At 42.2% G+C, this 15108-nt stretch carries 13 protein-coding genes; 2 read left to right on the top strand and 11 right to left on the bottom strand.

Annotation, left to right across the window (positions count from 1 at the left end; all coding sequences use genetic code 11):
- Positions 1-317: 317 nt before the first annotated feature.
- The 3 genes from D9603_RS13020 to D9603_RS13010 form a co-directional block, all read right to left on the bottom strand.
- Positions 318-1634, bottom strand: coding sequence for an adenylosuccinate synthase (locus D9603_RS13020; protein ID WP_125252090.1), 1317 nt, complete (start codon positions 1632-1634; stop codon positions 318-320).
- Positions 1635-1974: 340 nt separating this feature from the next.
- Complete coding sequence (gene recA, locus D9603_RS13015; RefSeq protein ID WP_128731631.1) at positions 1975-3027, bottom strand: recombinase RecA; 1053 nt, start codon at positions 3025-3027, stop codon at positions 1975-1977.
- 66 nt (positions 3028-3093) lie between these two features.
- Positions 3094-3585, bottom strand: a complete 492-nt coding sequence (locus D9603_RS13010) for a nicotinamide-nucleotide amidohydrolase family protein (RefSeq protein ID WP_128731630.1) — start codon at positions 3583-3585, stop codon at positions 3094-3096.
- Positions 3586-3609: 24 nt separating this feature from the next.
- Here D9603_RS13010 and mutS point away from each other — a divergent pair, with 24 nt between their 5' ends.
- Positions 3610-6201 (top strand): DNA mismatch repair protein MutS, encoded by a 2592-nt coding sequence (gene mutS / locus D9603_RS13005; protein ID WP_128731629.1) that lies wholly within the window; start codon positions 3610-3612, stop codon positions 6199-6201.
- 55 nt (positions 6202-6256) lie between these two features.
- On the opposite strand, the gene D9603_RS13000 is transcribed toward mutS, so the two are convergent.
- The gene (locus tag D9603_RS13000; RefSeq protein WP_128731628.1) at positions 6257-7516 is read right to left on the bottom strand and encodes an outer membrane protein transport protein; all 1260 of its coding nucleotides are present in this window, start codon (positions 7514-7516) and stop codon (positions 6257-6259) included.
- Positions 7517-7890: 374 nt separating this feature from the next.
- Here D9603_RS13000 and D9603_RS12995 point away from each other — a divergent pair, with 374 nt between their 5' ends.
- Positions 7891-8208: a hypothetical protein gene (locus tag D9603_RS12995; protein ID WP_125252095.1), complete on the top strand. Its 318-nt coding sequence runs from the start codon at positions 7891-7893 to the stop codon at positions 8206-8208.
- Positions 8209-8224: 16 nt separating this feature from the next.
- Here the strand turns inward: D9603_RS12995 and D9603_RS12990 are convergent, their stop codons facing one another.
- The 7 genes from D9603_RS12990 to ftsY form a co-directional block, all read right to left on the bottom strand.
- A complete protein-coding gene (locus D9603_RS12990) occupies positions 8225-9499 on the bottom strand; it encodes an HD domain-containing phosphohydrolase (RefSeq protein WP_125252096.1) in 1275 nt (424 codons plus the stop codon).
- A 200-nt stretch (positions 9500-9699) separates the two neighbouring features.
- A complete protein-coding gene (gene rraB / locus D9603_RS12985; RefSeq protein ID WP_125252097.1) occupies positions 9700-10035 on the bottom strand; it encodes a ribonuclease E inhibitor RraB in 336 nt (111 codons plus the stop codon).
- Entirely contained in the window at positions 10035-10748 is a 714-nt protein-coding gene (locus D9603_RS12980; RefSeq protein ID WP_176032580.1) for a 1-acylglycerol-3-phosphate O-acyltransferase, read from the bottom strand. The genes rraB and D9603_RS12980 overlap by 1 nt, the downstream gene beginning before the upstream one ends.
- Before the next feature lie 195 nt (positions 10749-10943).
- Entirely contained in the window at positions 10944-11801 is an 858-nt protein-coding gene (rpoH, locus tag D9603_RS12975; RefSeq protein ID WP_125252099.1) for an RNA polymerase sigma factor RpoH, read from the bottom strand.
- Between the two features lie 407 nt (positions 11802-12208).
- The gene (gene ftsX, locus D9603_RS12970) at positions 12209-13195 is read right to left on the bottom strand and encodes a permease-like cell division protein FtsX (protein ID WP_128731627.1); all 987 of its coding nucleotides are present in this window, start codon (positions 13193-13195) and stop codon (positions 12209-12211) included.
- Positions 13192-13869 (bottom strand): cell division ATP-binding protein FtsE, encoded by a 678-nt coding sequence (ftsE, locus tag D9603_RS12965; RefSeq protein ID WP_125252101.1) that lies wholly within the window; start codon positions 13867-13869, stop codon positions 13192-13194. Before ftsE ends, ftsX begins: the two co-directional genes overlap by 4 nt.
- Before the next feature lie 111 nt (positions 13870-13980).
- Positions 13981-15108, bottom strand: a 1128-nt coding sequence (ftsY, locus tag D9603_RS12960) for a signal recognition particle-docking protein FtsY (RefSeq protein WP_128731626.1), incomplete at its 5' end; no start/stop codon positions are given.

The following is a 15108-nucleotide window of genomic DNA, read 5'->3' as shown; positions in this document are numbered from 1 at the left end:
TTTTAACGCTGTTAGCGTCAGACTTACTCCTTCAAATTGAGCAAGTATTAAGTCAAATTGGTATTAGTTGCGCTAAACAAAAAATTTAATACAGCTAACGTTAGATTTACGCCTTCAAACTGAGCAAGTGTTAAACCTTATTGGTAATAACTATAGCAGGCTGTAGAGATAACTTTATCACCGCAAAAGCAATTTAATGAATAGTAGCCCAGCAGCCAGCATACATACTAACCTTAATATCGGCAGGAGTAGGAAAACTTGTAGGAAAATAGACACAAAAAAAGCTGCATTTGCAGCTTTTTTAGATTGATAGCAGATTATTCAGTAAACGGGTTACGTACAATCATGGTTTCAACACGGTCAGGACCAGTTGAAATAATATCAATAGGAACGCCTGTAATTTCTTCTAAGCGTTTGATGTAGTTGATAGCAGCTTCAGGTAGCTGCTCAACAGAAGTTGCACCGAAAGTGTTTTCACTCCAACCTGGCATTTCTTCATATACAGGTGTTACTTTTTCATAGCCTTCTGCGGCAAGAGGTGTCACGTTAGTCACCGTGCCATCTTCAAGCTGGTAACCTGTACAGATTTTTACTTTTTCTAAACCATCAAGCACATCTAGTTTAGTTAAGCAGAATCCGCTGATACTGTTAATTTGCACAGCACGACGCATCGCTACTGCATCAAACCAACCTGTACGACGGAGACGACCAGTTGTTGCACCAAACTCGTTGCCTTTCTCGCCTAAATGTCTGCCAACTGGGTCTTGCTTGTCTTGGCCGTCGTAAAGCTCTGTAGGGAAAGGACCTGAACCAACACGAGTTGTATAAGCTTTAACAATACCTAAAACGTAATCTAAGTGTAGAGGACCGAAGCCCGCACCAGTTGCAACGCCACCAGCTGTCGTATTTGAAGAGGTTACATACGGATAAGTACCATGGTCGATATCAAGCAATGTACCTTGCGCACCTTCAAATAGAATATGGTCGCCGGCGTTGCGTGCTTGATCAAGTAGTTCAGTAACGTCAACAATCATTGACTTAAGTACTTTTGCAACTTCCATTGCATCATCATATGTCTTCTGGAAGTCAACTGGATCTACTTTGTAGTAATTGACCAAAGCAAAGTTATGGAACTCTAGTACTTCTTTTAGTTTCGCTGCAAATTGCTCTGGGTTGAAAAGGTCACCAACACGTAGGCCGCGACGTGCAACTTTATCTTCGTATGCAGGACCGATACCACGACCGGTTGTACCAATGGCTTTTTCACCACGTGCAAGTTCACGCGCTTGGTCTAGTGCAACGTGGTAAGGCAAGATTAAAGGACACGCTTCGCTGATCAATAGACGCTCGCGTACAGGAACACCACGCTCTTCAAGCATATGGATTTCTTTCATTAATGCGTCTGGCGCAAGTACCACACCGTTACCAATCACACATTTAACGTCTTCACGTAAAACACCTGATGGGATCAAGTGTAGTACTGTTTTTTCACCGTTAATTACTAGTGTGTGGCCCGCGTTGTGCCCGCCCTGATAGCGAACAACTAAAGAAGCCTTATCTGTAAGTAGGTCAACTACTTTACCTTTACCTTCGTCACCCCACTGGGTGCCCAATACAACGACGTTTTTACCCATTGCAAATTCACTTAGAAAAAATTAGGCGCAGATTTTACCAGAAAACCATAGTTGAGATCATCCCAATTTGCCTAATTTTTCTGCTTTCATTGATATTCATTATTTCTCATGTCTCTCTAAAGAATATAACTCATTGAAAAAGCGGCTGAATAGGCACAAGTAAAGATGGCTAATAAATTTTTATATCAAAATTCGTAATCCATTCGAATTAATCGATAACTATCTCCTTGTTATCAAAAGTAAACTTATCGTAAAACGCAAAAAGCCCGACATCTGATGTCGGGCTTTTCTACCATAGTCACTACAGCCAATAAACACATGTTGCTATTGGCTAATTAGGTTATAGCTCTAAATCGTCCTCAGCTTCTGCAAGATCTTTGCCTTCTGCATCTTCAGGAATGGTAGCTTGTGCTAGTAGCATTTCTCTCAGCTTGCCTTCAATTTCATTGGCAATCTCAACGTTTTCTTTTAAGAACTTAATTGAGTTAGCTTTACCTTGACCAATCTTATTGCCCTTGTAGCTAAACCATGCACCTGCTTTATCAACGAGCTTATGTTTAACCCCAAGGTCGATCAGCTCACCTTGCTTAGAGGTACCTTCACCATACATGATGATAAACTCAGCTTGTTTAAATGGTGGTGCCACTTTGTTCTTAACAACTTTAACACGTGTTTCGTTACCAACGACTTCGTCACCTTCTTTTACCGAACCAATACGACGAATATCTAAACGAACTGAAGCGTAAAACTTAAGTGCGTTACCACCTGTTGTTGTCTCTGGGTTACCAAACATTACACCAATTTTCATACGAATTTGGTTAATGAAAACACATAGTGTGTTTGAACGCTTGATGTTAGCTGTAAGCTTACGCAGCGCCTGAGACATCAGACGAGCTTGCAGACCTACGTGCGAGTCACCCATGTCACCTTCAATTTCTGCTTTTGGTGTTAGCGCCGCTACTGAGTCAACAATAACCACATCAACTGCACCAGAGCGTACTAGCATGTCACAGATTTCAAGCGCTTGTTCACCAGTATCTGGCTGCGACACTAAAAGCTCATCAACATTTACACCAAGCTTTTCTGCATAAATTGGGTCAAGTGCATGTTCCGCATCAACGAAAGCACAGGTTTTACCTAGCTTTTGCGCTTCGGCAATCGCTTGTAATGTGAGCGTTGTTTTACCTGATGATTCTGGACCATAGATTTCAACAATACGACCTGTTGGTAAGCCACCAATACCAAGCGCAATATCTAGACCTAGTGAACCAGTTGAGATGGCTTCAATATCTAGTGCCTTGTTCTCACCTAGCTTCATAATTGAGCCTTTACCAAACTGACGCTCAATTTGTGATAGTGCTGCGTCTAGTGCTTTTTGCTTGTTATCGTTCATTTGCTTCTCCAATTCAGCCTAATGACACCTAGTATACTGTATGAAATTACAGTATCAAGTATAATTTTATGAATTTACTATCATCATGGTCTTTTTCAAAGCAAATTCAATGGCTTGCAACCTAACACTTGCTCTATCACCAGCAAAAATTTGATGAAAAGCAAGTACCTGTGTCGCATTTGCAACGGCAAACCACACGGTGCCAACGGGTTTATCAACACTGCCACCCGATGGTCCTGCAATGCCTGATACCGCAATAGCAACTTGGGCATTCGCAGCGCGCTGAGCACCTTGCGCCATTTCTAACACGGTTTGTTCACTCACGGCACCATATTGATCTAGTGTCTGTTGTGATACACCTAATAATTCATGTTTAGCTTGATTACTATAAGTAACAAAACATCGTTCAATATAAGCAGAACTCCCGGGGGTATCTGTTAATGCGTAACTTACCCCACCACCAGTACATGATTCTGCGGTAGTGATTGTTACGCCTTTATTCGTTAGAATAGCGCCCAATTGTGCCGCAAATTCGGCTATCTCTTTGTAGTGCTCCATAGGAAAACCTTTTAGGTATCAACAATGTCGTCAGATCTTTATTCAGAACACACTATAAACCAACAAACCCCAATGATGCAGCAATACCTGAGAATAAAAGCTCAGCATCAAGAAATTTTGCTGTTCTATCGCATGGGAGACTTTTACGAACTCTTTTTTGACGATGCCATTAGAGCAGCACAGCTTTTAGATATTTCACAAACATATCGTGGTAAAGCCGGTGGCAACCCAATTCCTATGGCTGGCGTTCCTTATCATGCGGTAGAAAATTATCTAGCACGCTTGGTACAGCTTGGTGAATCAGTAGCTATCTGCGAGCAAGTAGGCGATCCTGCGACAAGTAAAGGCCCTGTTGAGCGAAAAGTCGTGCGTATTGTTACACCAGGAACAGTAACAGACGAAGCTCTACTGCAAGAACGCCAAGATAATTTGTTAGCCGCGGTCTATCAACATCCAAAACAATTAGGCTATGGCGTCGCTTATTTAGATATAAACTCGGGTAGCTTTAACATTGTTGAGCTAAAAACGGATGAAGCATTGAGTTCAACACTACAGCGTCTACAACCTGCGGAGTTGCTGTATCCAGAATCGTTTCAAAATCTTTTAGTGCTTGAATCTATAAAAGGTAGCCGCCGCCGCCCTGATTGGGAGTTTGATTTAGATACTGCTAGACATTTACTTTGCCAACAATTCGAAACACGCGACTTAGTTGGTTTTGGTGTTGAAAAAGCAGAAATGGGGCTTATCGCAGCGGGCTGCGTCATGCAGTATGTAAAAGATACACAGCGCACAGCACTCCCCCATATTCGAGCCATTACGCTCGAAAAAAATGAGCATGCAGTGATCTTAGATGCTGCAACACGTAAAAACTTAGAGTTGACGGTCAATTTATCTGGTGGAGTTGAAAATACCCTTGCCCAGATATTAGATAAGTCCTCAACAGCGATGGGCTCGCGACTATTAAAACGTCGGATTCACACCCCAGTGCGTCAGCGCCAAGAACTACATTCTCGCCTGAATGCCATCGCCTGCCTGATAGAACAGCAGCTATGTATGGAAGTCTATGATGCACTGAAGCAAATTGGTGATATAGAGCGAGTTGTTGCTCGCCTTGCACTCTATACTGCCCGACCAAGAGATCTAACCAGACTGAGAAATGCACTGCAAGCGCTGCCACCTCTGCACGATATTTTACATGATGCTAAAGATCCCCGTATTCAATCCATTATTAACCAGTCACCGGTATTGCCTAAATTACAGGATTTATTAGAACGTGCCGTTATTGATAATCCCCCCGTACTGATCCGTGATGGTGGTGTAATCGCAGAAGGCTACCACGCAGAATTAGATGAGCTCCGCGCACTGAGCGCAGGAGCAACCGATGTGTTAGAAAAGCTCGAAGAGCGTGAGCGTGAACGCACAGGAATATCAACGCTCAAAATTGGCTACAACCGAGTCCATGGCTTTTACATTGAGATCAGCCGTGCCAATTCACATTTAGTACCAGCAGAATACATTCGCAGACAAACACTGAAGAATAATGAGCGCTACATTATTCCTGAATTGAAAGAACATGAAGACAAAGTACTTGGTAGCCAGTCAAAAGCACTTGCGCTTGAGAAGCGTCTTTATGAAGAATTGTTTGAACTGATTGCGCCATACATTGAGCAGTTACAAGTAATGGCCGCAGCACTTGCAGATTTAGATGTGTTAAATACCTTAGCAGAACGTGCGCAAACACTCGATTATTGCAAGCCGACTCTAACCGAAGGAACAGAAATCGACTTGCTCGATGGCCGCCACCCAGTTGTTGAACAGGTTAGTAAAGAGCCCTTTATTGCCAACCCAGTTAAGTTAAATGGTGAGCGTAGAATGCTCATTATCACCGGGCCCAATATGGGAGGTAAATCGACTTACATGCGTCAAACTGCGCTGATTGTGTTGATGGCGCATATAGGTAGCTATGTACCTGCAAGTGCTGCCACTATCGGTTTGGTCGACCGTATCTTTACTCGAATTGGAGCCAGCGATGATCTTGCTTCAGGGCGCTCAACCTTTATGGTTGAAATGACTGAAACGGCCACCATTTTGAATAATGCTACGGCACAGTCATTGGTATTGATGGATGAAATAGGTCGTGGCACCAGTACTTATGACGGTTTATCTTTGGCCTATGCCACAGCAGATTATCTTGCAAGCAAAATAGCAGCCAAAACACTTTTTGCCACTCACTATTTCGAACTTACTGAACTGGCAGAGCAACAAGCAGGTCTTGTCAATGTGCATCTTGATGCTATTGAACATAATGATACTATCGCCTTCAAACATACCGTCATGGAAGGTGCAGCAAGTAAGAGCTTTGGTTTACAAGTTGCGAGCCTTGCTGGGGTGCCAAAAGCGGTGATCAAAATGGCTAAGCAAAAACTCGCTTTATTGGAGCTGCATCAAAGTGTGGTTGGTGAACAAACGAGCACCACACAAGCACCAATACAACAAAATCTCCTGTTGGCCAACGAACCGTCTGAGGTAGAGGCACTGCTCGCAGATACCGATCCAGATGAGATGACACCGAAGCAAGCACATGCTTTACTATACCAACTTAAGTCCATGCTTTAATTAATAAAAAAGCGGCCAACGAGCCGCTTTTTTGTGTTCTAAAATGATGTTGCGATTAGAACGTGTGGTTATACTGAAGACCAAATACCATCGCATGACCTTTTGAGCGGAAGCCCCACTGGCTTTGTGCTTTGTCAGTCTCGATAAAGTTTTGTGTCTTACCTCTTAGCAAGCTAATACCGAAGTCAAGAGTTGCTTGATTTGGTAACGTGTATTCAGCACCAAAAGAGTACCAAGTACGGTCTGTATCTGGGATTGAAATCGACAGTAAGTTTTCATCCGCTGGCGACTCATCATAAGCCATACCCGCACGTAACTTAACATAGTCATTTAGCTGGTAATCTGCACCAAATGCAAAACGTAGCGAGTTCGAGAAGTTTTCTTCTTTTGTGAATGCTGATTTAGAAGTACCGATGATAGCTTGTAGCTCATCAAAGCTGCTCCATCCTGTCCACAATACGCTGTAGTGTACAGAGGTCGCCGCATTTAACTTATGTGAACCAGAAATTTCAGCGATTGCAGGTAGTGTGATATCGACATAGCCTGGAACAGACGCATTACTCGTTCCACCCAAAGTTACTGGTAACGCGCTGCGGAAGTGACCATCAAAAGTGATGTCTGTTTCGCTACGGTAATGGAAACCAAGACGGTTGTTTTCATCGATTTGATAAGCAACACCTACGTTCCAACCAAAGCCTGTATCGTCGCCTTCAAGATGTACCGCTTCAAGGCTTGCTGGTTGACCTAAGTTATTCGCACCTAAGTTACGGATAATTTTTGCATCGGCATAGACATGATTCACACCTAATGCAACACTCCACTGCTCGTCTACCTGATATGAAGCTGAAATACCGGCATTCACAGTCACAATTTCAGTTTCACCGGCGATTTGACCGGCAACATAATCTTCATCAAACTCTGTCGCTAAGCCAAACTGCGAGTATACACCTGCACCGATGGACCACTTGTCGTTATACTTGTGAGTGGCATAAACCGCTGGAATAACTGCGCTTGGTGCGATGCTATTGTCATTTAGTGCTACAGCTGGAACACCATTGTTTGTACTCGTCCCTGTTAGGCTTACATCAGGCTGTACGTACATAGCCGCCACAGAAAGCTGAGTACCAGATAACTGCCCCATTAGCGCTGGGTTACGGGCAACAACTGAGGCATCATCAGCCACAGAAGCCTCACCGGCATAAGCACGGCCAAGTCCAGATACATTTTGCTCAGCTAGCTGAAAAGCAGCTGCTAATGCCTGCGAAGACGATAAAATCGCACCCGAGGCTATAAGACCTAATAATACTTTGTTCATTCTCTGATCCCCTGTGTAATTATCACTGACATGCCAATGACTAAAAAACTACGCTTTATGAACATCTAGCTGAGTTACACCAGCTCATTGAGTGAGCTCAGACACTTAGCTATTGTCACTTTACAAATAGGTTGAATATTAAATTCCAGACACCCTACCTAAAAGCTGACTAGAAATCTCCTTTTTTGCGACTTTTTGGAGATTAAGTGAACATTTAACGTACAAATTACGCACTTTACATACTCATCGGATGAGCAAAACCACGCAAATGATAATAGTTATTAATATCATTGACGACTTTGCGACTCTTATATAAACTCTTGGGTCTAAGTGTGAATTCATTTTTGAATGGCTACCCTAGCAAGGAGAACATCATGTCAATAGCATTACTACTTTTCGCTTTAGCATTTTGTGGTATTAGTGTTTATTGTCTTTGTAAAGCAAACTATTGTGCTTGTCGCCATGCTGGAGAGTGCGATAATCCTGTGAGCCAATTCTGGCTAGGCTCGATTGTTGCGGCGTTACTTTCTTTGCTACTCAGTTGTTCAGCATTACATTCGGAAAAGGGAACTTTGTTGTGGATCCTGATGATGGCAAGTTGTATGACAGGGGCGTTACTTTCAGCAAGGTGGCAGAACCTTAAACGACGTTGTAAAAATGCCTTTTCTCCCGCTGCACACTCAAAACCCTAAAAAACCTGAACTTTGGTTAAATAAGCAGTTGATCTCTTAACAAACGAGAAAGATTGATTTGGTAATCTAATGGCCGCACACTGGCAATCACTTTAATATCAGACCCACTTAGATCTACATCTTTGGCGGTCACATGATGCAAGTGCTTGGTATTATAAAATACCCGAACCAAGGGTGCGGTTGGCGCATGTTTATTCCCTTCAAGCACCAGCCCCAAACGTTCGTTTGTTAGCTTTACAATAGTACCTACGGGATGCACCCCCATACACTTTATAAAACGTTGTACAAGGATTGGATCAAATTGTGCTTTACTTGATAACAAAAAGCGCAGTGCGTTAATCGGCTCATCAGCTTCTTTGTGATACTGATCCGAGGTAATAGCATCGTATACATCAACAATCGCCATCATCCTCGCCGCAGTACTCAGTGCATCCCCCTTAATTCCGCGAGGATACCCAGTACCGTCTAACCGCTCGTGATGATTTATAATCATATCTAGCATGATAGGGGTTATCCCAGCTTCCCCTTTACTGAGTCCTAACGACTGTGCGACGTGTTTTTTCACCGCCTTGTACTCAAGCTCTGTAAAGTGACCTGGTTTATTAATTAACCCTTGTGGCAACTTCGCATGACCAATATCATGCAACATCGCTCCTGTGGCTAACTGTTCAATAATATGGGGCTGTAAGCCTAGGTGTTTTCCAAATACCGTGATCAAAATGGCACAGTTAGTCATATGACGCCAGTTATAGCCATCTTTGTCTTTGATCCGAGTTAAGATCGCCATAGCATTCGTGTTACGTAGCACCGAGGCGACAATATCTTTGCTCACTTCGTTAATCAGCGTCATGTCAACTTTCAAGCCTGAGGTAACATCACCATACAAGCTTTGGATCTTACGATTGTTGTTTTCAAACTTCTGCATTGCAACAGCAAATTCTTGCTGTAATGTTTGCTCTTTAGTTTGTACCTTTCGCTTACTTTTGGGCTTGCTACGCGCTGTCGATAAATTGCCCTCAATTCCCTGCTTGGGCTTCGTCTCGGGTTCATCTTCAGTTGTTTGAGGGGCTGGCTCTTGTGGTTTTTGATACTTTTGCGGTATGGGAATATCGCTTTGTGTAAAGTCTATCGTTAGCTCAAGTACCCCTTTGTCTATGAGCTTTTGAATGATCGATTCATCTCTAACCATTCCCCGCGATTTAATCTTAATACCCGCGTCAGATCTATGCTTGTGAACACTATCTACAAACATACCGGGTTTAAGATCTTCAATAGGGAGAATAATCTGCATGGATCATTTACACTGCGAGTTAGCCAATCAATATTAATACCATTGAATTAGATAAAACACCATCAATTCAGAATAAATTCACACTAATGTATGGATAAATTGCAAGCATTAAGAAAATCAATGTGAGCAGGTTTTGTACAAAGAGACAATAACATAATCAGACGAGTGAAAAGCCCTGCAAGCAGGGCTAGAGGCAGTGACTACTCTTGGAAATAAGTTCCCCAACCGTCATATTCAACACCAGTATCCATTGCAACCTTTTCAAGCTTTTCCACATCTTCCATAATTACATCAGTGTCAAGCTCAGCTTCTACAACAACATCAAAGCCCCAAATTTTACCACCGTCTTCTAGCTCAAGCTCAGCAGGCTCTTCAACATCATAACCAAGCTTAAACGCAGCTAATGCTGCAGCTTCTAGTTTGTCGAAGTCTTCACATACAAAATGATGTTCAACCTCGTATAAAGTCTCAGGGTTTGAGCCATCTTCCAGCAATGAAGAAACGATGTCTTCACTTATTTCACGCCAGTTTTCCATTATTTCAATCTCGCTTTTGCATCTAGTTCAGCTATTCTTTGTGCCATTTTAGCATGGATCCGTACCGCATGATCCCTTGCAGGAATTTCTGGGTCTAAATACTCAGGCTCAAGCATATCTATATATACTTTCCCGTTGTTCCAACGGTTTAACTTTATTTGTTCGTGTGTAGAGCTCATACATACTGGGATAATCGGCACATTGGCGCTTATTGCAGTATGAAAAGCGCCTGTCTTAAATGGTAACAACCCTCGTCCATAACTTCTCGTCCCTTCAGGAAACATCCAAACAGATAGCTTAGATTCAGTGATCTTTTTAGCTGACTTTGAAAGAGTCCCAAGCGCCTTTGAGCGATTACTTCTATCAATTAAAATATTGCCTGATAACCAATACATTTGGCCAAAGAAAGGGATCCACTTTAAGCTTTTTTTGCCCATGCTCACCGTGTTTTGAGGCACAATGGCAGGTAAAGTAAACAAATCATAGTTATTTTGATGATTTGCGATGTACATTGCAGGCACTACATCTTTGGCTTTTTTATGCCTTGTTATAACCAGTTCAACCCCAATAAATCGAGACATGTAGCCATACCACCTTGCAATTGTATGGACATTGTTGGCATGAAATGGGCGTACAATACACAATAGCAATCCTACAATACCGCTAGTAATGATAAATATTGCTAATAGAAGAATTCGTATAATGGCAATCAATTTAACCACTCCAGAACTAAAATCTGGCGCATTATAGTAAAATTAGCGAACACTTGTAAGCTCAAAGAAGTGATAGTTTAAAGAATGCGAGAAGCTTGAGAGAATATGCCAGTTAAAGCATTGATTTAAAATTAAAAATAAAATGCCGCTAGGACAGCGGCATTTCACACACGATTTATCATAAGTTGCAAATAATTAGCTCATGGCACTTTGCAACTTTTTCATTGCTGATTTCTCTAACTGGCGCACACGCTCTGCTGAGACATTATATTTCTCAGCAAGCTCTTGTAGAGTTGCCTTTTCATCAGCAAGCCAACGCGCACTAACAATGTCTTGAGAACGCTCATCAAGCGTTTTCAGCGCCGCAAATAAGCGGTTATGTGATTGCTCTTGCCATTGCTCTTGCTCAACCTCTTCAGCAAGATCACTGCTGGTATCAGTTAGGTATTGCACTGGTGAAAAGCTGCTTGTCTGCCCTTCATCTTCATCAGCGGACAAGTCAAAGCCCATATCTTGGCCAGCCATGCGTGATTCCATTTCACGCACTTCCTTCTCACTTACACCAAGCTCATTAGCAACTGTCGTCACTTCATCTTGGTTAAACCAACCTAAACGCTTTTTATTTTTGCGTAGGTTAAAAAATAATTTACGCTGCGCTTTGGTAGTCGCAACTTTTACAATACGCCAGTTTTTTAGTACATATTCATGAATTTCAGCTTTAATCCAATGCACTGCAAAAGAAACTAGTCGCACACCTACACTCGGGTCAAATCGTTTTACCGCTTTCATTAATCCGATGTTACCTTCTTGGATTAAGTCTGCTTGAGGTAAGCCGTAGCCTGAATAACTTTTCGCAATATGTGCAACAAATCTCAAATGAGACATGATCAGTTGCTTAGCCGCGTTAAGATCCCCTTCCTCCTGAAGGCGTGTCGCAAGTTCTTTCTCTTCCTCAGCGCCAAGCATAGGTATTGTGCTAACCGATTGAAGGTAACCTTCAACGCTCGCGCTTTGTTGCCCAGTTAGTGCTAGTGCGTATAAATCTTTAGTCATTTTTCACCTCAGTGATAAACCGTTCGTGTATGTTTAGCACTCTAACATCTAGAGTGCTAAATGCAATCTACTTTATCTATGGTATAAAATCAACCTTTTTATACCTTCATCAAAAATAGAGAGTAACCATATGAATTAAAAGAAAAATAAAAACAATGATTGATAAATATCAACGATATTATTTTTTTATGACAACGCTAAACTCATCATCTTTTTACGTTTAGCGCGTTAACTAACCTGAGCTTCAGGTTGTAAATGCCTCTCTAGCAGCTGGTTATACCAATTATATAAATTAAGCTTGCTATTTTGAGGCGAGAAAACTTTGTCGATAACACTGCTTCCGCCTCCTGCTATTGCCAAAGTACCTACATTCACGTAGGCAAGGCAAAAATTTGGCTACATTAGTATTAGACCTTATCCGGCTCTATTTCTTTAATATAACGCTGTACAGAAAGAAAAGAGCCAATAAACCCTAGTGTGACTGCAGTGCCAAGTAATACTAAAAGTTCGTTACCTACCAGGCCTTGCAATACGAAGCTACTTTGATATACGCCCACCACCGCTGAAACAGCAGACTCTAACCACCACAGCATAAGGGCGACACATATAAAAGCAACTAGCCCACCGACTATGCCATACCATACGCCAGTCCAAAGAAACGGCGCCTGAATAAACGCATTGGTTGCGCCAACGAGCTTCAATACTTGTATTTCTTCTTTTTTATCCATAATGGATAATCGTATCGTATTACCAATAATTAAGATAACTGCACTAAGTAACAGGAAACCTACAGTAATAACACTTTCTTTTAGCAGTCCTAGTAGCGCATTAAGTCGCTCAAGCCATTCAATATCGAGCTTACCAAAGTCAACTTCACGTTCTTTTTCCAGCTTGGACAAAAGCTCAGCTGCGGCTTGCGGCTTTCGATATCGACTTACTGGCGTCACTAAAACAACATCGGGTAACGGATTTTCATCTAAATAATTAAGTGCTTGGCCAAAACCTGACATAGTTTTAAATTCTTCGAGAGCTTGATTTTTACTTACCAGCACGACTTTTTCTATTTCAGGGTAGAGTGCTAACCGTTTTACCAAGGTTTGCGTTTGTGCCTCGGACATCTCTTCTTTCACAAACAGCGAAATTTCTGATGCTTCTTTAAAACCACTACTTACTTGCTGAACATTTTTAACAACAACATAAAGGGTTGCTGGTAAAGTTAGGCTTAACCCAAGCACCAAAATAGTCATCAAAGAAGCCATCGGGGTACGCCACATTTCACCTAAGCTTTGCACCCCTTGACGAATGATCATTAAGCAAAAAAAGTAAAAATGGTGAAATATTGACTTTTTATCTTGTTCAATCTGATTTCCACGGCCTTTAAACAGCAAGCTCATAATAAATTCTCCGCTAGAGGATCTTGCAACATGCGTCCTTGATTCAGTGTAAAGCTGCGATACTTCATTCGGGCGATCAGGCCAAGGTCATGGGTCGCAATTAATACTGAGGTGCCATGATGGTTAAATTCCTCGAACAGGTTCAAGATTTCCATAGACAACTCAGGATCTAAGTTTCCAGTGGGTTCATCTGCGAGTAGTAACGGCGGCGAATTTACGATAGCTCTTGCAATCCCTACCCTTTGTTGCTCTCCTCCTGATAGAACACTTGGATGACATCTTAACTTGTCTAACAAACCCACTTTGTCTAATGCAGCATGAACTCGTTTGGTGATCTGTTTATGATGTGTACCTTCGATAACTAATGGCAAAGCGACATTATCAAAAACACTATAACGTTCTAGTAGGCGATGGTTTTGAAAAATAATCCCGATGTCTCTGCGTACAAAAGGAACTTGCCTGTTAGTTACTGTGTTCAGATCTACACCGTTTATATAAACATGTCCTGCCGATGGTCTTTCCATTACGCTAACCAGCTTCAACAATGTACTTTTACCTGCTCCACTGTGACCGGTTAAAAATGCAAGCTCTCCATTAGCTAGTTCAAAGCTCACCTTTTCAAGTGCTTTATGTCCACCGGGATAAGTTTTGCTAACTTGCTCAAATTTAATCATGCTGGCCTCTTATACTTATTATTGCCGTTGGCGCTCTATCCTTGGCTATGGTAGCAATTAGGCAATCGACAAAGCGGGCAAATTTGCCCGCTTTATTATTGAACGCTTTACTTATTCTTGACTGAATAATGCCTCAATGAAGTCATCACTCTTGAAGGTACGTAAATCATCAATTCCCTCACCAACACCAATGTAGCGAATTGGTACTTTAAATTGATCTGCTACAGAGAAAATCACCCCACCTTTTGCAGTACCATCCAATTTAGTCAATGTGATCCCCGTCAGTCCAACTGCTTGATTAAATAGCTTAACCTGACTAATAGCATTCTGGCCTGTTCCAGCATCAATAGTAAGCATGACCTCGTGAGGTGCATCGGGATCTAATTTCTTCATTACCCGCGCTATTTTTTCAAGCTCCTGCATCAAATTATCTTTATTCTGGAGTCGACCTGCTGTATCAGCTATTAACACGTCAACATTTCGTGCTTTCGCAGCTTGGAATGCATCAAATACCACCGAAGCTGAATCTGCACCTGTGTGCTGTGCAATCACTGGAATGCTGTTTCTTTCGCCCCAGACTTGTAATTGCTCAACCGCAGCGGCACGGAAAGTATCACCCGCAGCTAACATAACCGACTTACCTTCACTTTGGAATTGCTTTGCAAGCTTACCAATTGTCGTTGTTTTACCAACGCCGTTAACACCTACCATTAAGATAACATAGGGTTTTTTGTCGGATGGGATTTCTAGCGGCTGTTCAGCCGTTTTTAAGATTTCCGACATTTCCTTTTTCATTAAGTCATACAGCGCTTCACCATCTTTGAGCTGCTTTCTATCTGCGGCGTCTGTTAGGTTATCGATTAGCTTCATGGTGGTTTCTACACCAATATCAGCCGTTAACAATTGAGTTTCAAGGTCTTCAAATAACTCATCATCAATCTTTTTACCTTTGAAGATTGAAGCGAAACCTGAGCCAATATTCGCTTTGGTTTTTAATAATCCCTTTTTAAGACGAGAGAAGAACCCTTCTTTTTTTGGCTTTTCTTGTGCTTGGCGCTCTGCCTCTGCTTGCTCAGCTGCTTCTTTAGCTTGTTGTGCCTGACGCTCTGCTTCTGCACGCTCAGCTGCTTCTTTAGCTTGTTGTGCCTGACGCTCTGCTTCTGCACGTTCGGCTGCTTCTTTAGCCAGTTGTGCTTGGCGCTCTGCTTCTGCACGCTCGGCTGCTTCTTTAGCCAGTTG

The organism is Pseudoalteromonas sp. PS5 (assembly GCF_004103255.1).
Classification (GTDB): Bacteria; Pseudomonadota; Gammaproteobacteria; order Enterobacterales; family Alteromonadaceae; genus Pseudoalteromonas; species Pseudoalteromonas peptidolytica.
The sequence above is the reverse complement of the archived record's forward strand: the minus strand, read 5'-3'. Positions and strand labels throughout refer to the sequence as shown.